This window comes from Curtobacterium sp. RIT-PI-V, assembly GCF_025642935.1.
In the GTDB taxonomy this organism is placed as follows: Bacteria; Actinomycetota; Actinomycetes; order Actinomycetales; family Microbacteriaceae; genus Curtobacterium.
On record NZ_JANZKM010000033.1, the window covers coordinates 1 to 18,557 of the forward strand.

Sequence of the window (18,557 nt, forward strand, 5' to 3'; positions counted from 1 at the left end):
GAGCGGCCGGCGCGGCCGGAGCCGTGACGGGCGCGCCGGACGCGACCGACGCGTCGGACTCGACACGGATGATCGGCTTGCCGACCTCGACCGTGTCACCCTCGGACACGAGCAGCCCGGTGACGGTACCGGCGAACGGCGACGGCAGCTCGACGAGCGACTTCGCGGTCTCGATCTCGACCAGGACCTGGTCGACGGTGATCTCGTCCCCGATCGCGACGCGCCACTGCACGATCTCGGCCTCGGTGAGGCCTTCGCCCACGTCGGGCAGGGGGAATTCGGCGACGGCCACTGACGGCTCCTTCGGCGTTCGGACGAGTTGGGTCGGTCGATCAGGATCAGTACGCGAGGGCGCGGTCGACGGCCTCGAGGACGCGGTCGGCGTCCGGCAGGTGCAGGTGCTCCAGCTTCGAGACCGGGAACGGGACGTCGAACCCGGACACCCGCAGCGGCGGCGCCTGCATCGTGTAGAACGCCTTCTCGGCGACCGTGGCGGCGATCTCGCTGCCGACGCTGACGAAGCCGGAGGCCTCCTGCGCGATGACGAGGCGACCGGTCTTGCGGACCGAGGTGAGGATCGGTTCCCAGTCGATGGGCGAGATCGAACGGAGGTCGATGACCTCGCAGCTCGTGCCCTCGGACTCGGCGAGCTCGGCGGCCTGCATGAGGGTCGCGACCATCGCACCGTGGCCGACGAGGGTGACCTCGGTGCCGGTGCGCGCCACACGCGTGGTGTGCATCGGGACGTGCCCGTCGACGAGGTCGACCTGGCCCTTGGGCCAGTAGCGCGACTTCGGTTCGAGGAAGACGACCGGGTCCTTCGAGGCGATGGCCTCCTGGATCATCCAGTAGGCGTCGTTCGGAGTGCTCGGGCTGACCACGCGCAGACCGGGGGTGTGCGCGAAGTACGCCTCGGGGGATTCCTGGTGGTGCTCCACGGCGCCGATGTGGCCGCCGTAGGGGATGCGGATGACGACGGGCAGCGACATGTGCGCCGGCAGCCGGTTTGCCATCTTCGCGAGCTGCGAGGTGATCTGGTCGAAGCCGGGCCACACGAAGCCGTCGAACTGGATCTCGACGACCGGGCGGTAGCCGCGCAGAGCAAGGCCGATCGCGGTGCCGATGATGCCGGCCTCGGCGAGCGGGGTGTCCCGCACGCGCTCCGGGCCGAAGCGGTCCTGCAGGCCCTCGGTGATGCGGAAGACGCCGCCGAGCTGGCCGATGTCCTCGCCCATCAGCAGGACCTTGTCGTCCGCCTGCATCGCCGCGGCGAGCCCGGCGTTGAGGGCCTTCGCCATCGGCAGTGTCGGGGTGGGGTCGCTCGGGACCTCGCCGGCGCCCGGGTGGGACCGCAGCGTGTAGTCGAAGAGCTGCTCGGTGGTGCTCATGCGTGGGCGCCCCCTTCGAAGCCGGCCTCGTACTGTTCGAGCCAGGCCTTCTGCTCGGCGACCAGCGGGTGCGGCTCGCGGTAGACGTTGTCGAACATGACGTCGACGGACGGCGGGGTGAGCGCCACCGTGCGGCGGCGGACGTCGGCGGCGATGTCCTCGCCCTCTTCGTCGAACGCGGCGAACTGCGCGTCGGTCGCGCCCTTCGAGCGCAGGTACGCCTCGGAGCGGGTGATCGGGTCGCGGCGGACCCAGTCCTCGAGCTCGCCGTCGGCACGGTACCGGCTCGGGTCGTCCGAGCTCGTGTGCGCGCCGATGCGGTACGTGTCCGCCTCGATGAACGCGGGCCCCTGACCGCTGCGGGCGTGGTCGGTGGCGACGACGGACGCCGTGTACGAGGCGAGGATGTCGTTGCCGTCGACCAGCACGCTCGGGATCCCGAAGCCGCGGGGACGGTCGACGAGCGGCGTCGGCGACTGCACCGACACTGGCACCGAGATCGCCCAGTGGTTGTTCTGCAGGAAGAAGACGACGGGCGCCTTGGTCGACGCCGAGAACACGTACGCCTCGTTCACGTCGCCCTGGCTCGTCGCGCCGTCGCCGAAGTAGACGATGGAGCACGCGTCACGGTCGGGGTCGCCCGTGCCGACGTCGCCGTCGAGCTTCTGGCCGAGCGCGTAGCCGGTGGCGTGCAGGGTCTGCGAGCCGATCACCAGGGTGGAGATGTGCGTGTTGCCGCGCTGGTCCGGGTCCCATCCACCGTGGGTCTGCCCGCGGTACATCGCGATGATCTCCATCGGCTCGACACCGCGCTGCATCGTGACGGCGTGCTCGCGGTACGAGGGGAAGACGTGGTCCTGGGCGCGCAGGGCGAAGGCGGAGCCGGTCTGTGCGGCTTCCTGCCCGTGACTCGGCACCCAGAGGCCGAGCTGGCCGGTGCGCTGCAGGTTGTGGCCGGCGTGGTCGAACCGTCGGGTGAGGACCATGCGGCGGTGCATCGCCAGCAGGGTCTCGTCGGGGATCGCCCGCGCGGCGGCGGCGAACTCGGCGTTCTCGTCGGTCTCCACGAACCGACCCTCGGGGTCGAGGAGCCGGACGGTGGTCGTCGCGGGAGCCGCGGCGCGGAATGACATGCGGGCCAGCGTAGCGGCAGGCATCAGTCGGCCACCTGGAGGTCCCCCACAAGCGAGCGGGCCGTTTCGAGGAGCGTTTCCACAGCCTCGTGCTCGCCGATCGAGATGCGGATGCCCTCCGGCGGGAAGGCCCGCACGATGATGCCGGCCTCCTCGAAGGCGGCGGCCGCGGCGACCGTGCGGTCCCCCGTCGGCAGCCAGACGAAGTTGCCCTGGGCGTCCGGCACGGCCCAGCCCTGCTCGCGGAGCTCGGTGACGATGCGGTCGCGCAGCGCGGCGATCTCGGAGACCCGCTCGAGCAGTTCTCCCTCGCGTTCCAGGCTGGCCAGTGCGGCCGCCTGGCCCTGGGCCGTGACGGAGAGGGGGATCGCGCACGCGCGGACCGCCTCGAGCACGTACACCGGGCCGAGGGCGTAGCCGACGCGCAGCCCGGCGAGACCGTACGCCTTCGAGAAGGTCCGGAGGACGACCAGGTTCGGGTACCGGGCGAGCAACGGGTGCCCGTGCACGGCGGCCTCGTCGGTGGCGAACTCGGCGTATGCCTCGTCGAGCACGACCAGCACGGACTGCGGCACCGCGGCCATGAAGGTCGCGAACTCGGACTCGGTCACGATCGGACCGGTCGGGTTGTTCGGCGAGCAGACGATCACCATGCGGGTGCGGTCGGTGACGGCAGCGGCCATCGCGTCGAGGTCGTGCCCGCCGTCCGGCCGGTTCGGCACCTGCACGCTCGTGGCACCGGCGACGGTGACGACGCCGGGGTAGGCCTCGAACGACCGCCAGGCGTAGACGATCTCGTCGCCCGGGCCGGAGGTCGCACGGGCGAGCTCGTGCAGGATCGCGACGCTGCCGGGGGCGACGTGCACCTCGTCGGCGGTGAGCCCGAAGCGGTTCGCGAGTGCAGCACGGACGGCGAGGGCGGTGGCGTCCGGGTACCGGTTGAACGCGGTCTGCGCCTGCACGGCCTGGACCACCCCGGGGAGCGGGGGGAACGGGTTCTCGTTGCTCGACAGCTTGAAGGCGTCGTCGGCGGCCTGGCGTCCCTGCTTGTAGGCGGGGAGGACCGCGATCTCGGGCCGGATGTGCACTCGCTGCTCGCTCACCTGCACAGGCTACCTGCGGCCGCGCGGGCGGTGTCGGCGACTGCGCGGGTGTCGGAGGGCATCATGGGAGCATGCGATTCCTCGTCCGCCTCGTCGTCAACGCCGTGGCCCTCTGGCTCACCACGCTCATCGTCAGCGGCGTCTCCGTCACCGCGTTCGGCGACGGCGGGACCACGGCGACCGTGCTCACCTACCTGCTCGTGGCCTTCGTGTTCGGGCTCGTCAACGCCGTGATCGGCACGCTGATCCGGATCGTGGCGTTCCCGATCTACATCCTGACCCTCGGGCTGATCTCCTTCATCGTGAACGCGATCCTGCTGCTCATCGTCGCGGGCATCTCGGACGCGTTCGGCTTCGGGCTCGAGGTCGAGTCGTTCGGCTGGGGCATCGTGGGCGCCTTCGTGCTCGCCGTCTTCGCCTGGCTGATCGGGCTGTTCGTCCGCCCGGTGCTGAACCGCCAGCGGGCGTGACGCGGACGGACCTCGCGGAGGACCCCTCCCTGCGTCATGATGTGACCATGGCCCCGGACGTCGACGCCCCGTTCCGCGTCTCGTTCGTCTGCAGTGGCAACATCTGCCGGTCCCCCATGGCCGGCGTCGTCTTCGCGCAGATCGCCGCGGACGCCGGGCTCGCCGACCGGTTCCACGTCGAGTCCGCCGGCACCGGCGACTGGCACGTCGGCGAACCGGCCGACGAGCGCACGATCGCAGCCCTCGCGGCACGCGGATACGATGGCAGCAGGCATCGCGCCCGTCAGTTCGACCCGGACCGGTTCCCGGACCTCGATCTGGTGGTCGCACTCGACCGCTCCCACGAACGCGTCCTGCGATCGTGGGCACCGACCATGGACGACTCCGCCAAGGTGACGCTCCTGCTGCGGTACGACGACGCCTGGCCCCAGCAGACCGACGTGCCGGACCCGTACTACGCGGACCGGCACGAGTTCGACCGAGTGCTCTCGACCGTCGAACGGGCCTGCCGGGCGCTCTTCCACCAGCTCGAGCCGGCAGTCCGTCAGGGAGCCCCATGACCCCCCTTCCCCCGCAGCCGATCAGCCCGCTCGACGGGCGCTACTACCCGATCGTGCACACGGTGGGCGAGCACCTCTCCGAGGCCGGGCTCAACCGCGCGCGCATCGTGGTCGAGGTCGAGTGGCTGGTCTTCCTGACCGACCACGCGATGTTCACCACCTCGCCGCTCAGCGTCGACGACAAGGCCGCCCTCCGGCGCATCGTGGAGACCTTCGGCCACGACCAGATCGCCGAACTCGCCGAGATCGAGGCGACGACCCGGCACGACGTCAAGGCCGTCGAGTACTTCGTGCGCCGCCGCCTGTCCGAGCTCGGACTCGACTCGATCGCCGAGCTCACCCACTTCGCCGCCACGAGCGAGGACGTCAACAACCTGTCCTACGCCCTGACCGTGCGGGACACCGTCGACCAGGTCTGGCTGCCGGCCTTCCGTGCCGTGCTCGAGAAGCTGCGGACCCTCGCCGTCGAGCTGCGCGCCGTCCCGATGCTCTCCCACACGCACGGGCAGCCCGCGACCCCCTCGACGCTCGGCAAGGAGCTCGCGGTCGTCGTCTACCGGCTCGAGCGCGTCCTGGCCCAGATCGAGGGCGGCGAGTACCTCGGCAAGTTCTCCGGTGCGACCGGCACCTTCTCCGCCCACCTCGCCGCCGACCCCGAGGCCGACTGGCCGACGCTGTCGCGCGAGTTCGTCGAGGGCCTCGGGCTCACCTGGAACCCGCTCACCACGCAGATCGAGTCGCACGACTGGCAGGCCGAGCTGTACGACCGGATCCGGCACGCCAACCGCATCCTGCACAACCTGGCGACCGACGTGTGGACCTACATCTCGATGGGGTACTTCACGCAGATCCCGGTCGCCGGTGCCACCGGGTCGTCGACGATGCCGCACAAGATCAACCCGATCAAGTTCGAGAACGCCGAGGCGAACCTCGAGATCTCGTCGGCGCTGTTCTCCACCCTGTCCGAGACCCTGGTGACGAGCCGTCTGCAGCGCGACCTGACCGACTCCACCACGCAGCGGAACATCGGCGTCGCGTTCGGGCACTCGCTGCTCGCGCTCGACAACCTGCGCCGCGGCCTGGGCGAGATCGCGGTGAACGAGGTCAAGCTCGCCGACGACCTCGACCACAACTGGGAGGTCCTCGCCGAGGCGATCCAGACGGTCATCCGCGCTGAGGTCACCGCCGGGCAGTCGAACATCGAGGACCCCTACGCGATGCTCAAGGACCTCACCCGCGGCAAGCGCGTGACCCAGCAGGACCTCATCGTGTTCGTGAACGGCCTGGACATCTCGGACGGCGCGAAGGCACGGCTGACGAACCTGACGCCGGCGACGTACACGGGCCTGGCGGACGAGCTGGTCGACCACCTCGACGTCTGACGTCGGACGTCGGACGTCGGACGTCCAACGTCCGACGTTCGACGTTCCCGGACATCCGCGTGACGGGCGACGGTTCCTCACGTAAGCTCGCGTCGGATGCTGGGGGGACCGCGACGTCGCGGAGCACGGAACCGGGTCCGCGCTGCACCCCGCTCGGGTGTCCGAACCGGAAGAACCCATCCATGCGTCGTACCACCCTCGCCACCGCCGTCGCGGTGACCGCGCTCGCAACCGCGCTCGTCGCCCTCCCGGGCGTCGCCACGGCCGAGAACGCGCCGAGCCCGACCCCCACAGCGTCCCAGCAGTCCATCACGGGCACCGCGGGCGAGGGCACCGCTGCGAAGGCCTCGCCCGAGAGCCGGGCCGCGACGCCGGCCGGCACCGAGTGGGTCGCCGCGGACGACCTCACGACCTGGACGAGCGGCGCCTTCCCGGCGACCTGGTTCACCACGGGCGGCACGCCGACGTTCGGCGCGAGCGGCGCGACGCTGCCGACCGGCACGCTCCTCGCACACGCCACGACCGGCAGCGCCGCGACCGACCTCACCGACGTCCGCAGCACGGCGAAGGCATCGCGGGAGGGCCTCGGCCTCGGCACCGCCGACCTCATCGCGTCGGGTGACGCCCGCTACGCACTGGTGATCGACACCGCTGGTTCGACCGACAACGCCCCGGGCGACGGCGTCGTCCTGACCACCTCGGCCACCGGACCCACCGCCGTCGACGGCACCTGGACGGCCACGCTGCCGGTCGGCACCATCGCCGCTGGCACCGCGGCGACCCTCGCTGCCTTCCAGGCCCAGTTCGCGGCAACCACCCCGGACGCCACCATCAACGCGTACGGCGCGGTGACGCTCACCGGGACCGGCACGGTCACGGGGATCTCCCGGAACCAGGACAACACCTACTTCACCCCCGAGCCGACCGGCACGATCCGGGTGCAGACGCCGACCACGCAGTCGTCGCTCCGCGACCCGGGTGTGCAGGTCACCGCGACCGGCTTCCTGCCGGGTGAGAAGGTGCTGCCCGCGATCCTGCTGCCGGACCTCGAGTACGTCGGTGCGGACCAGGTCTTCACCGCCGACGCGGACGGCAACGTCACCGGGACCGCCACGTTCAGCGCCGACATCCCGGCCGGCGACGTCGCCCTCATCCTGAGCGGGGACGACAGCGGCATCCTGGTCAGCTTCGCCGTGACGATCGTGGCCGACCCGACGACGCCGGGCACCGACCCCACCCCGATCGACGACCCGGCTCCCGTCGCGGTCCCGGTCCCGGGCAACGCGGCCTTCACCGGCTGATCCGCAGCACCGACCGAACCGACGTCCTCCGCGGCGTCCGACGGCGTCCGGCGAGTTCCACGCCGGGCGCCGTCGCCACGTCCGAACCGAGGAGCCGTACCGTGCCCCGACCGTCGTCGTCCCGCTTCCGCCCCGGGGTGCTCGCCGCTGCCGTGGCGATCGCCGTCGCTGCGGTGATCGTCGTCCTGGCGATGCGCCCGTGGTCCGCTCCGGCCGCCGCGCCCACCTCGGCGCCCTCGCCGGTCGCATCGAGCACGCCGACAGCGAGCGCGACCCGGGGACCGACGCCGACGCCGACGCCGACGCCGACCGCGAGCCGCGGCCCGGTGGACGCCGTGCACGCCCCGGCGACGTCGACGATCGCTGCGGTCCGTGGCGCGTCGATCGCGGTGCACACCGCCCCGGGCGGCGCGGTCACGACCACCCTGCCGAACCCCCAGGCCTCCGGCGCCCCGCTCGTGTTCCTCGTGGTGGCGCAGCAGGACGGGTGGGTGCAGGTGCAGCTCGCGCAGCGTCCGAACGGCAGCACCGGCTGGGTGGAGAAGACGTCCGTCGACCTGTCCGCCGACCCGTACGCGATCGTGGTGACGACGTCGACCAACACCCTCGAGCTCTACAAGGCCGGCAAGGTCGTCGACAGCTACCCCGTCGCGACGGGTACCGGTGGGACGCCGACGCCGACGGGCCGCTTCGCGCTGACCGAGCTGCTGGCGCCGACGAACGCCGGGTACGGCCCGTACGCCTACGGTACGACCGCGTTCTCGGATGTGCTGAACTCCTTCGGTGGCGGCCCGGGACAGATCGGGCTGCACGGCACCGACGACACCTCGAGCATCGGTACCGCCGCCTCGCACGGCTGCGTCCGCATGCACAACGCCGACATCACCGCGCTCGCGGGGCTCCTGCCGCTCGGCACCCCGATCCAGGTGCGCTGACGCCCCTGGCGCCCACTGAGTGAGCAGAACAAATCGAGTCGCGGCACGGGACCCGACCGCTTCTGCTCACGAAGCGGGTCTGCCGCAGCGCCCACGCGGCCGGGAGGCACGGCGTGCGTCCGGCAGTGGGCACGACCGTCTCAGGTGGTGACGTCCAGGGCCTCGGCGACCAGCGCCTCCAGGACGGTGCGCACCACGGGCCGGACCGCACGGTCGGGGCGGACCAGCGCCTCGATCCGGCGCCCCGCGCGCACGTCCGCCAGCTCGGCCAGGTGGAACCGGCCGGACGCCCGGGTACCCGAGGTGTAGCGCGGCACGAGCGCGACGCCGTGGCCCGCGGCGACCAGGTTCTCGATGACGGGCAGGTGGATCGTCCGGAAGGCGACGCTCGGCGGTGCGTCCGACGCCGCTGCCATCGCCTGCAGGACCCGGTCGATCGGGTACCCCTCCGGCACGCCGATCCAGGTCTCGCCGACGACCTCGTCGATCCCGACGCGCTGACGACCGGCGAGCCGGTGCCCCGGCGGCAGGGCCACGTCGAGCGGTTCACGCAGGAGCGGGACCGTCTCCACCGATCCCTGGTCCGCCGGCCGCACCCCGTCCGACCGGTGTCCGACGACGATGTCGTGGTCGGCGGCGAGGGGTGCGAACTCCCCCTCGCTGACGTCCACGTCGACGAGGGCCAGCTCGATGCCGGGGTGCGCGCGCATCCGGGTGAGGACTCCAGGCAGCAGCAGTTCGGCCGCCGACGGGAAGATCGCGAGGTCGACGCGGCCCGTCGCGCCGCCCAGGTGCTCCTGCCACGCGGCGTCGACCCGGGCGATCGCCGTGGCGACACCGGTCGACAGTCCGGCCAGCACCTCGCCGTGGGCGGTGAGCCGGACGCCGCGTCCCACGCGCTCGACGAGCGGGACGCCCACCTGCCGCTGCAGCGTCTGCAGTTGCTGCGACACCGCGCTGGGGGTGCGGTGCGTGGCCTCGGCGACGGCGGTGACGCTGCCGCGTTCGGCGAGCTCGCGGAGGACGGCGAGCAGGTGCACGTCGAAGTCGACCATGCAGGGAGGCTACAACGTCGGTTGCGAACAATTCGCTGGTCCTACACGTTCCGAGCCACCACGATCGGACCATGACCGCCCGTGACCGCCTCCTCGCCCTCGTCGTCGCCGTCGTCTGGGGCCTGAACTTCCCCGCGACGGCGCTCGCCCTCGAGCACTTCCCGCCGTTCCTGCTCGCGGCCCTGCGGTTCACGATCCTGGCGGTCCCGACGCTGCTGTTCGTGCCGCGGCCGAAGATCCCGTTCGGGCGACTGCTGCTCGTCGGGTTCGGGCTCGGCGTGCTGCAGTTCTCGTTCCTGTACCTGAGCATGGCGTCGGGGATGCCGTCCGGGCTCGCCTCGCTCGTGCTGCAGGCCTCGGCGCCGTTCACGGTCGTGCTCGCCGGGGTGTTCCTGCGCGAACGACTCACCGGCCGTCAGGTCATCGGCGTGACGATCGCGGTCGCAGCCCTCGGTCTGATCGCCCTGCACCGGTCACAGACGGCGGCCCTGCTGCCGGTGGTGCTGGCGCTGTGCGGCGCCCTCGGGTGGGCGATCGGCAACGTCGCGACCCGGCGAGCAGGAGCCGCGAACCCGCTGCACCTGACGCTCTGGTGGTCGGTCGTGCCGCCGATCCCGATGGCAGTGCTGTCGTTCGTGGTCGAGGGGCCGGACCGCATCGGCACCGCACTCGGCACGGCCTTCACCGCCGAGGCCCTGCCGGCCGACCTCGGCCTGCTCTACATCGTGCTGGTCGCGACCCTGGTCGGCTACGGCATCTGGTCGCGGCTGATGGCGACCTACCCGTCGAGCACGGTCGCCCCGTTCTCGATGCTCGTGCCGGTCGTCGGTGTGCTCGCGTCGTGGGCGGCCTTCGGTGAGGTGCCCGACCTGGTCGAGGTGCTCGCCGGCGCCGTCGTGGTCGGGGCGGTGCTGTGGTCGTCGCGACCGGCACGCGCGTCGGGTCCGTCGCACTCGTCGCCTTCCGCGGTCCCGGTGCCGACGCCGGTCGACGGGATCCCGGTGCCGGTGCTCAGCCCCGGTGCTGGCGACGCTCCGCGATGATCCCGGCGAGCGCACCGCGCAGGTGCGGGTACCGGAACGCGTAACCCGCCTGGGTCAACCGCGTCGGCACCACCCACCGGCTCTTGAGCACCAGTTCGGTCTCAGTGCGGATGGCGAAGGAACCGACCTCGAGCATCCACCGCGGCGTCGGCAGTCCGAACCGGCGCCCCACGGCATCGCGGATCGTCGCCATCACGGTCCGGTTGTCGGACGGGTTCGGGCTCGACACGTTCACCGGCCCCTCGAGCTCCGGGTGGTCGCGGACGAACCGGATCGAGCCGAGGACGTCGGCGATGTGGACCCAGCTGAACCGCTGTCGGCCGCGGGTCGGCCGGTGGTGGTGGTACGTCCCCGCCCGAAGCCGGGAACGCGTCGGCACCCAGGCGCCGTCGTACTGCGGCCCGCCGAGGCCCGTCTGCGCCAGCCGGAGGAGCGGCACGAGCGCGCTGCCGTCGCCGAACACGATCGCCATCCGGAGCGCCACCCGGCGCGTCGACGGCAGGTCGGCGCCGAAGAAGGCGTCCTCCCACGCGCGTGCCACCGAGACCGAGAAGCCCTCGCCGAGTTCGCCGGACAGTTCGTCCTGTGGGCGGTCGTCGGCGTGCCGGTAGATCGTCGCGGTCGAGGCGTTCAGCCACAGCGGCGGCGGGTGCTCGGCGGTGCGGATCGCCTCGGCGAGCTCGAGCGTGGTGTCCACCCGGGAGCGCATGATCTCGGCGCGGTTGCGTCGGCCGTACCGGCAGTTGACGCTCTTGCCCGCCATGTTCACGACGAGGGCTGCACCGTCGACGAGCGCGCGGATGCGCAGGGTGTTGCCCCACACCGCGTCGCCCGTCCGGCCGACCGTGACGACCTGGTAGCCCTCTTCGGTGAAGGCGTCCCGCAGGTACTGCCCCACGAACCCGCTCGCTCCCGCGATCACGACGCGGCCCTTCTGGTCGCTCATCTCATCCCCGTTCCCTGTCCGGCGCGATCTCGTACCGGAACGCCCCCTCGTACCGGTACAGCGTGCCGAGTACCGGCGCTGCGAGCACCAGGGACACGCGCTGCAGGTCGGCTTCGTCATCGAATCGTTCCGTCAGCGTCACACGTGGTGACAGGGCGGCCGGGAGGCGCACCTCGCGTCCCAGCGCACGGAACGTCACGCGCGTGGAGACCAGGCGCAGGGCGCCCGCATCCGGCCCGTGCGCGTCGACCTCCGCCCGGAGCCGGGCGCTGACGCGCCCGTGGCGACCGAGGTGGTCGACCAGGCCGTCCGGTTCGGCGGTGATGGCGTCCACCATCGTGCGGCTGCCGGCGCGGAACCGGAACGTGCGGTGCGCGCGGACCGCGGGGCGGGCCTCCCGTCCGGCACGCCCGCGACGGACGTGTGCCGGGCGGTTCTCGACCGTGAACGGGACGTCCCGTTCCCAGACCGGGAACATGACGGAATCGCGGGCGAACCAGGCGAGCAGCGGCCACAGCCACCGGCGCGGTGTGCCGACGACGTCGAACACCCCTGCACCGCGGCCGACGTGGCCGGGCGGGATCGCGCCGAAGTACGCCGTCAGCCGCGGGTGCAACCGGGCCAGCACGTCGGATGGTGTGGACAGCTCGTAGGGCGACCGGGTCACGTCCCGATCCTGGCATGTCGTCGGTGCGGATCCCTACGATGTGGCACATGGGTCACGACCACGGAGCAGGGCACTCGCACGGGCACGCGTCCGAGCGCGCGCTGCTCATCGCGTTCTGCATCTCGGCGACGATCCTGCTGGCCGAGGTCGTCGGCGCCGTCGTCACCGGCTCCCTCGCGCTGCTGGTCGATGCCGGGCACATGGTCGTCGACACCGGTGGGCTCGGCATCGGACTCGTCGCGACCCGGCTCGCCCGCCGCAGCCCGACGACGCAGCGCACGTGGGGCTTCCAACGTGCCGAGGTGCTCGGTGCCACCGCCCAGGCGGCGATCCTGCTCGCGGTCGGCGTCTTCGTGATCATCTCCGCGATCCAGCGGCTGTTCGTGCCCGCCGAGATCCACTCCGGGCCACTGCTCGTGTTCGGCATCATCGGACTCGTCGGCAACCTCGTGGCGTACGGCGTGCTGCTGCGGGCCTCGGGCGAGGGGTTCACCTCGCGTGCAGCCCGACTCGAGGTCCTCAACGACACCCTCGGTTCGGTCGCCGTCATCGTCGCCGCGATCGTGCTCATGCTGACCGGGTGGGAGCGTGCGGACTCGGTCGCGGCGATCCTCATCGGCCTGCTCATCCTGCCGCGGGCGATCCGGCTGCTGCGCGAAACCGCGAACGTGCTGCTCGAGTCGACGCCGCCGGGGCTCGACCTGGACGACGTGCGGGGACACATCCTCGAGCTCGAGCACGTCATCGCGGTGCACGACCTGCACGCGACCCTGGTGGCGACGGGCGTCCCGAACCTGACCGCGCACGTGGTGGTGGACGACGAGTGCTTCTCGACGGCGCACGCTCCGCGGATCCTCGACGAGCTGCAGCAGTGCGTGGCGGAGCACTTCGACGTGCCCGTGGAGCACTCGACCTTCCAGCTGGAGCCCGCGTCGCACCGGCGGCACGAGCACGAGGTGCACGCGTAGGGGTGCCGTGTGGGTGGCTGGCTCGTCGCTGGTGCGGCGGGCCACACCCGTTTTGCGACGGTGCACGAGTCGATCGACGCGTGTTCTGTCGGAAGGTGCGGACGCACTCACCCACGCCGCGCCCGCGTCAGCAGTCGTCGGTGCGCGTCGGGTACGCCGTGATGACACGGTCGGTGGTGGCGGAGACGATGACCTTCACGAACGGGTCTGCATCGGGACGCGACCCGTCGTCGAACCGCACCGGTGCCGCGTAGCAGACCTTGCCGTCGCCGGCGTCGACCGGGAACCTTGCTCGCGGCGACACCAGCGCCGTCTGCACGGCCGTGAGCATCGCGTCGTCCCAGTCGCGGGAACCGTGGCCCGCGACGACCTCCTGCCAGTCGGCGGTGTGCCGCTGCCGGATGTGCTCGTAGCCCTGTGCCGACGTGCCGCACTGCAGGGTGACCCGGCCGAGCGCCGCGGTGTCGTACTGGGCGACGGCCGCCTGGGTCGTGGAGTCGCACCGCGCCAGGGTGGTGTCGCCGGGCAGGTCCGGCCCGGTGCGGGTGATCGTGACGGTGCCGTCGCCGGAGGCGGTCGCAGCGTCGGTCGGCGTTCCGGAGCTCGATCCGGTGCCGATGGTCGGGTCGTCTGCGCCCTGCCGCGCCGTCAGGAACAACCCGCCGGCGAGGAGACCGGCGGCCACCACGGCCGCGATCCCCGTGATCACGGGACGGTTGCGGTTCTGGGGCACGCGCCCAGTATGCCGGGCGCGCGACCCGGACGACGGAACCGTGTTCCGGGATGCGACGGGCGGACGGGAGGCCCGCCCCGCGTCAGGCGCGCGCGGCCAGTCGGGTGCCGGCGATGACGGCCAGGACGGCGACGAGCACCACGTACCCGATCAGGACGGGCAGGGTCGGGATCACCAGGAGCGCCGCCCCGACGGCCACGACCGGCACCGTCAGCCCGGCGTAGGCGATGAGGAACGTGGCAGCGAGCACCCCGCCCCGACGCTCGGGTCCGACCAGGGCTCCGGCGCTCGCGATGCTGGCCCGGAAGAGCAGCCCGACCCCGGCGCCCGCCACGACGCCACCGCCGATGAAGCCGGCGACCTGCAGCAGGACCGCGGCGACGGCGAGCACCGCCAGGCCGCCGACCAGGAGCACCATGCCGAGCCGGATCTGCGTGCGCTGCGTGAGTCGGGCGAACACGATCTGCGAGACGGCACTCGCGGCGAACACCCCGAAGGTCGTCGCACCGGCCGCCAGTCGGTCGGTGACGTGGAAGGTGGTGCCGAGGAACGTCGGGGCGACCGAGGTGAAGAGCCCCTGGACCGCGAGGGCCGCGAACGCTGCCGCACCGGCTGCCCAGAACGCGGCGGCCTTGCCCTCCGGCGCCTGCATGCGCTGCGGGCGGTAGGCCACGCGGGTCTCGGGGCGGGCGACGGTCTCCGGCACGACGAGGACGAGCACGAAGGCCACGGCCAGTGCGACGACGAACACGACGTACGGCACCGTGAGCGGCGCTCCGACGAACTCGGCGAGCGCACCCCCGACGAGGGCACCGAGCGACAGCCCGCCGAGGTTCACGGCACCGGCGGCGACGCTCGCGCCCTTCGCCGAGTCGGACGAACCGGTCGCGCGGACCCGCAGCTCACCGAGGTGGGCGGTCGCCGTGGCGGTGAGCGTCCCGACGCCGAGGCCGGTCACGAGTCGCGCGACGATGAGGCCGGTGACGTCGTTCCAGACCAGGAACAGCACGGCGGCGACGAGCTCGAGCGCGATCGACACGAGGATGAGCGGCTTCCGCCCGTGCACGTCGCTGAGGTGTCCGGCCAGGTACAGGGACCCGACGACCCCGACGCCGTACGCGGCGAAGATGATCGTGGTGGTGAACGTCGGGAAGCCGTCCCGGGCCTGGTAGACGACGTACAGCGGTGCGGGGACGGTCGCGAAGGCCATCACCGACAGGAACGCGAAGGCGACGGCCCAGAAGCCGAAGCCGTGGCGCCGACGGGTGTGCGCACGACGGCCGCGCGGGGCCGGGACGCGGTCGCTCGCGGATGCGGATGCGATGGCGGGGAGCGCGCCCGTCGGGGTGTCGGTCACGGTTGACATGCTCCGATGATCGCGCGCACCGTGCATCGAGTCCAACGGATGCTCTTGATGCCATCCATCGATCGGATCGATGATGGGGCGATGGAGACCCGCCTGCTCGAACAGTTCGTGACCGTCGCCGCCGAGGGCAGTGTGACCCGCGCGGCCGAACGGCTCTGGGCGGCGCAGTCAACAGTGTCGGCGGGGATCGCCTCGCTCGAGCGGACCTTCGGCGTGCGGCTGTTCGACCGCACCGGCCGGCACCTCGTGCTCACGATCGCCGGCGAGGACCTGCTCCCGCACGCCCGCGCCGTGCTCGAGTCGCTCGACCGGATGCGCGACCTGGCGACCGTGGACGACGCCGATCTGCGCGGACGGGTGCGGCTCGGCATCTTCACGAGCATGGACATCGTCGACCTGACCGGCGTGCTGCAGCGGTTCCGGCGGCGGCACCCACTCGTCACCGTGGAGCTCATGACCTCGCCGTCCGGCACGACCGGGCTCGTGCAGGACCTCGTCGCCGGGCGGCTCGACCTCGCGTACACGGGGCTGCCGACGGTGCCGGCCGGCGTCGTGGTCGAACCGCTGCGCGAGATGCCGTTCCGGGTCTTCACGGCGTCGGACCACCCGTTGGCCGGGCGCAGCTCGGTGTCGCTCGCCGACCTCGCGGACGAACCCTTCGTCGACACCGCGCACGGGTTCGGCAACCGGATCATCCTGGACGCCGCACTCGAGCGGCTCGGGATCCGACGGCGGATCGTCGCCGAGATGAACGACATGCCCGCGGTCATCCGGTTCGCCTCGGCGGGGCTGGGGGTCGGGGTCGTGCCGGACTCCGGAGTGCGGCACGACGGCGCGGTCGTCGAGCTCGAGGACGCGGTCGAACCACTCCGCATCGGCCTGGCGATCCGCACGAGTCCGGAGCCGAACCGTGCGGTCCGGACGCTGGCGCGCGACATCGTGGCCGCGCGCGTCGTCTGACGCGGCGCCGGTGGGTGGACCCCACCGACGGACAGGAGGCACGGGGCGGGTCCGCCACGAGCCTCCTGGCCGTCAGTCCCCCCAGATCTCCCCGACGATCGCGGGCAGGAGCCCGTCCGTCGGGAAGTCGGTCTGGTAGATCGTGACGGTGATGCCGTCGCGCAGGAGGGTGGTCGCCGTGGTCGTGGTCCCCTGCGCATCCCCGATGTGGGTCTGGCACTCCCGGCCGCCGAGGCGGTCCTCGCACGACCCACCGAGTTGCGCGACGGTGTCCTCCGGGGTGCCGGAACCGATGTCGTCCGTGCGCCCGACCGCGACCACCAGGTTCGACTCGACGCCGTCGTTCTGCCACGTGCACGACAGCGACTCACGCTCGCCGCGCAGGCCCTGGATGCGGTCGTTGCCGTCCGGGTCGCGGGAGAGTCCGGGCGAGAGGATCTGGGAAGTGTGCTCCGCTGCCCCGAAGAACCGGCTGTAGTCCGCGTCCGGTACGAGGAGGAAGCAGTCGCCCGGGATCCGGACGTCCGCGCGGGGCGTCCGCGTCGGGGTGGCCGTCGGAGTCGGGGTGGCCGTCGGAGTCGGGGCACCCGTGATCGGTGCGGAACTCGGGATGGTGGCCGTCGGCGAGGGCTCGGGCGCCTGCGTCTGGGTGGGTGCGGCGACCGGGGTGTCCTGCTGCGAGAGCGTCAGCGCGACGGCTCCGGTGGCGGTGCCGACGGCGAGCAGCGCGACGACGCCGATCACGATCCCCGACCGACCGCGGCGGCGCTTCGGACGCGGGGTGGCACGTTCGAGGACGTGCTGCTTCATCGAGACGAGCATGCGCTGCAGGTCGTCTCCCTCGGGAGGCTCAGTGTTCATCGTGCATCACCACCTTCTTGAGTCGGCGTCGATTGCGCGAGACGCGCTGGGTGACCGCCCCGACGCTGAGGCCCAGCAGCTCGGCGGCCTCGGCGTAGGAGTGCCCCTCGAGCAGGCAGAGCTCGCAGATGCGGCGGTCGACGTCGGGGAGCGCGGCCATCTCGGCCCGGACCCAGCGCAGGGTCCCGCGGGCCTCGTCGTGCTCGGCCGGCGACGAGAGGTGTTCGGGCAGCTCGTCCGCGCGCCGACGGGCCTGCTTGCGCCCGGTGTTGAACGCGTGGTTCCGGCAGACGACGAGCAGCCAGGGCAGCACGGTGTCGGCCGGGAGCTCGAGCGCCACCGCCCGCTGCCAGAGCGTCAGGAACGTGTCCTGCACGACCTCCTCGACGTCCGACCGGTCGTCGACGAGTGCCCAGGCGTACCGGGTGAGCGTGGCGGCGTAGCGGTCGAACACCCGTGCGAGCGCACCGGTGTCCCCCTGCGCGATCGCGCGGACGAGCGCCTCGTCCGTGTCGGTCGTCACGTCCACATCCCACCTCCTTCACCCAGAGGTGTCGGCAGGACGCGCGATCCTGACAGGACCGTGGCGGAAAAGTGATCCCGGGCGTGTCCGTGACCGCGTTGCGATCGGCGGCGCCCGCCGTGGATCAGTGGAAGTCGTCGCCCTCGCCGTCGCCGGGCGTCTTGTGCCCGCCGAGCATGTCGTTGTCGTCCTGGTCACTGGTCGACGCGAGCTGGAGCATCGCCAGCACCACGACGACGACGATGAACGCGACGCCGAGGAAGATCACGGCCAGCTGCAGTTCCCGCGTCGAGAACAGCACGACGAGCCCGGTGAACACCGCGATGATCGCGGAGATCCCGAGGAGCTCGACCGGGCGCAGACGGTCACGACGGCTGGGGGTGGTCATGCGTGTGGTGCTCCGTCCGGGGCGACGGCCGGCGTGGCCGTGCCCCACTTGTGCGAGAGGCCGGCGATCACGTGGAAGACCGCCGTGATGGCGAGGTAGGCGCCGAGCAGGCCGACCAGGACGATCGAGGCGTCCAGCGTGCCGGTGACCTGCTCCACACCACCGAGCTGCTGCGAATAGTCCGGCGGGGTGATGAGGAAGGCGATCGCGAGCAGCAGGGTGAGCGCGCCGATCGTGGTCCAGTCGCGCGCGAAAGGGGAACGACGACGAGCCCGCAGACCCTGTGCCAGCTCGAGCGCCCCGGTGAGCACCGCGAAGGCGACGATGACCGAGATGAACGCCGGCAGCCCGAGGCCGTTGCCGGCGAACCCGGCGACGGCGGCGAGCAGGGTGATGACGGCCTGCAGCAACGTGGTGCGGCGGGACCGACCGTCGAGCGGGAGCCGCGCGACGCCGGCCCACAGGAGCACGAGCCCTTCGACCAGCGCGAAGCCCGCGAACAACAGCAGGCCGTAGCCGGCGGCGTGGTTCGTCGAGAAGGTGATGACGAGCGCGACGACCGCGGCGGGCGCCGCCCGGAGGATCGGGATCGGCCAGTACCGCGCGCGTTGGGTCGCCTCGCTCACGGTGGTGGCGTCGTCCACGGTGTCGGACACGGGACCTCTTTCAGGCATGCGGATCGTGAGATCGATCCTACCGCCGCGGTGGCAGCCGACCGACCGCCGGGGGCTGCGCAGCACTGAGCATGCTCGAATGCCGGCCGGGGTGGCGTCGC

At 72.0% G+C, this 18,557-nt stretch carries 21 protein-coding genes; 8 read left to right on the forward strand and 13 right to left on the reverse strand.

Translation table 11 applies throughout. The annotated features are described in order from the left end of the window. From OGL88_RS15845 to OGL88_RS15860, 4 genes are all read right to left on the reverse strand, one after another. Nucleotides 1–292 (reverse strand): biotin/lipoyl-containing protein (locus tag OGL88_RS15845; RefSeq protein WP_308202634.1); only part of this gene is annotated, 292 nt, incomplete at its 3' end. Between the two features lie 46 nt (nucleotides 293–338). After that, complete coding sequence (locus OGL88_RS15850; protein WP_123312162.1) at nucleotides 339–1,298, reverse strand: alpha-ketoacid dehydrogenase subunit beta; 960 nt, start codon at nucleotides 1,296–1,298, stop codon at nucleotides 339–341. An 86-nt stretch (nucleotides 1,299–1,384) separates the two neighbouring features. Further along, on the reverse strand, nucleotides 1,385–2,521 hold the full coding sequence (locus OGL88_RS15855) for a thiamine pyrophosphate-dependent dehydrogenase E1 component subunit alpha (protein ID WP_263092073.1): 1,137 nt from the start codon (nucleotides 2,519–2,521) through the stop codon (nucleotides 1,385–1,387). Nucleotides 2,522–2,544: 23 nt separating this feature from the next. Beyond that, complete coding sequence (locus OGL88_RS15860; protein WP_263092074.1) at nucleotides 2,545–3,624, reverse strand: histidinol-phosphate transaminase; 1,080 nt, start codon at nucleotides 3,622–3,624, stop codon at nucleotides 2,545–2,547. A 71-nt stretch (nucleotides 3,625–3,695) separates the two neighbouring features. Between OGL88_RS15860 and OGL88_RS15865 the strand changes: the two genes are divergently transcribed. The 5 genes from OGL88_RS15865 to OGL88_RS15885 all read left to right on the forward strand — a co-directional run bounded on the left by OGL88_RS15865 (nucleotide 3,696) and on the right by OGL88_RS15885 (nucleotide 8,272). Next, complete coding sequence (locus OGL88_RS15865; protein ID WP_111087052.1) at nucleotides 3,696–4,094, forward strand: phage holin family protein; 399 nt, start codon at nucleotides 3,696–3,698, stop codon at nucleotides 4,092–4,094. 47 nt (nucleotides 4,095–4,141) lie between these two features. Then, a complete protein-coding gene (locus OGL88_RS15870; RefSeq protein WP_111087056.1) occupies nucleotides 4,142–4,654 on the forward strand; it encodes a low molecular weight protein-tyrosine-phosphatase in 513 nt (170 codons plus the stop codon). After that, nucleotides 4,651–6,036: an adenylosuccinate lyase gene (gene purB / locus OGL88_RS15875; protein ID WP_214547328.1), complete on the forward strand. Its 1,386-nt coding sequence runs from the start codon at nucleotides 4,651–4,653 to the stop codon at nucleotides 6,034–6,036. Before OGL88_RS15870 ends, purB begins: the two co-directional genes overlap by 4 nt. Before the next feature lie 182 nt (nucleotides 6,037–6,218). Next, nucleotides 6,219–7,337 (forward strand): hypothetical protein, encoded by a 1,119-nt coding sequence (locus OGL88_RS15880; RefSeq protein ID WP_263092075.1) that lies wholly within the window; start codon nucleotides 6,219–6,221, stop codon nucleotides 7,335–7,337. Between the two features lie 101 nt (nucleotides 7,338–7,438). Continuing rightward, entirely contained in the window at nucleotides 7,439–8,272 is an 834-nt protein-coding gene (locus tag OGL88_RS15885) for a L,D-transpeptidase family protein (protein ID WP_263092076.1), read from the forward strand. 140 nt (nucleotides 8,273–8,412) lie between these two features. On the opposite strand, the gene OGL88_RS15890 is transcribed toward OGL88_RS15885, so the two are convergent. After that, complete coding sequence (locus OGL88_RS15890) at nucleotides 8,413–9,327, reverse strand: LysR family transcriptional regulator (protein WP_263092077.1); 915 nt, start codon at nucleotides 9,325–9,327, stop codon at nucleotides 8,413–8,415. Nucleotides 9,328–9,398: 71 nt separating this feature from the next. Here OGL88_RS15890 and OGL88_RS15895 point away from each other — a divergent pair, with 71 nt between their 5' ends. After that, on the forward strand, nucleotides 9,399–10,370 hold the full coding sequence (locus tag OGL88_RS15895) for an EamA family transporter (RefSeq protein WP_263092078.1): 972 nt from the start codon (nucleotides 9,399–9,401) through the stop codon (nucleotides 10,368–10,370). Here the strand turns inward: OGL88_RS15895 and OGL88_RS15900 are convergent. Both OGL88_RS15900 and OGL88_RS15905 read right to left on the reverse strand, forming a co-directional pair. Further along, the gene (locus OGL88_RS15900; RefSeq protein ID WP_263092079.1) at nucleotides 10,339–11,316 is read right to left on the reverse strand and encodes an epimerase; all 978 of its coding nucleotides are present in this window, start codon (nucleotides 11,314–11,316) and stop codon (nucleotides 10,339–10,341) included. The two genes, OGL88_RS15895 and OGL88_RS15900, sit on opposite strands and share 32 nt — an antisense overlap. Before the next feature lies 1 nt (nucleotide 11,317). Then, nucleotides 11,318–11,983: a DUF4166 domain-containing protein gene (locus OGL88_RS15905; RefSeq protein WP_263092080.1), complete on the reverse strand. Its 666-nt coding sequence runs from the start codon at nucleotides 11,981–11,983 to the stop codon at nucleotides 11,318–11,320. A 47-nt stretch (nucleotides 11,984–12,030) separates the two neighbouring features. On the opposite strand from OGL88_RS15905, the gene OGL88_RS15910 reads away from it, so the two are divergent. Next, the gene (locus tag OGL88_RS15910) at nucleotides 12,031–12,951 is read left to right on the forward strand and encodes a cation diffusion facilitator family transporter (protein WP_263092081.1); all 921 of its coding nucleotides are present in this window, start codon (nucleotides 12,031–12,033) and stop codon (nucleotides 12,949–12,951) included. Nucleotides 12,952–13,078: 127 nt separating this feature from the next. Here the strand turns inward: OGL88_RS15910 and OGL88_RS15915 are convergent, their stop codons facing one another. Together OGL88_RS15915 and OGL88_RS15920 are read right to left on the reverse strand one after the other, a co-directional pair. Continuing rightward, nucleotides 13,079–13,684: a hypothetical protein gene (locus tag OGL88_RS15915; RefSeq protein WP_263092082.1), complete on the reverse strand. Its 606-nt coding sequence runs from the start codon at nucleotides 13,682–13,684 to the stop codon at nucleotides 13,079–13,081. An 82-nt stretch (nucleotides 13,685–13,766) separates the two neighbouring features. Continuing rightward, nucleotides 13,767–15,050 carry an MFS transporter gene (locus tag OGL88_RS15920; protein WP_263092083.1) on the reverse strand — a complete coding sequence of 428 codons (1,284 nt, stop codon included), beginning with the start codon at nucleotides 15,048–15,050 and terminating at the stop codon, nucleotides 13,767–13,769. Nucleotides 15,051–15,131: 81 nt separating this feature from the next. On the opposite strand from OGL88_RS15920, the gene OGL88_RS15925 reads away from it, so the two are divergent. Continuing rightward, on the forward strand, nucleotides 15,132–16,010 hold the full coding sequence (locus OGL88_RS15925) for a LysR family transcriptional regulator (RefSeq protein WP_263092084.1): 879 nt from the start codon (nucleotides 15,132–15,134) through the stop codon (nucleotides 16,008–16,010). A gap of 72 nt (nucleotides 16,011–16,082) precedes the next feature. Here the strand turns inward: OGL88_RS15925 and OGL88_RS15930 are convergent, their stop codons facing one another. The 4 genes from OGL88_RS15930 to OGL88_RS15945 form a co-directional block, all read right to left on the reverse strand. After that, a complete protein-coding gene (locus OGL88_RS15930) occupies nucleotides 16,083–16,871 on the reverse strand; it encodes a hypothetical protein (protein ID WP_263092085.1) in 789 nt (262 codons plus the stop codon). Next, on the reverse strand, nucleotides 16,861–17,394 hold the full coding sequence (locus OGL88_RS15935) for an RNA polymerase sigma factor (RefSeq protein WP_263092086.1): 534 nt from the start codon (nucleotides 17,392–17,394) through the stop codon (nucleotides 16,861–16,863). The genes OGL88_RS15930 and OGL88_RS15935 overlap by 11 nt, the downstream gene beginning before the upstream one ends. Nucleotides 17,395–17,518: 124 nt before the next feature. After that, a complete protein-coding gene (locus OGL88_RS15940; RefSeq protein ID WP_111086912.1) occupies nucleotides 17,519–17,782 on the reverse strand; it encodes a hypothetical protein in 264 nt (87 codons plus the stop codon). Then, a complete protein-coding gene (locus tag OGL88_RS15945) occupies nucleotides 17,779–18,438 on the reverse strand; it encodes a DUF308 domain-containing protein (protein WP_263092087.1) in 660 nt (219 codons plus the stop codon). Before OGL88_RS15945 ends, OGL88_RS15940 begins: the two co-directional genes overlap by 4 nt. Nucleotides 18,439–18,557: the final 119 nt, after the last annotated feature.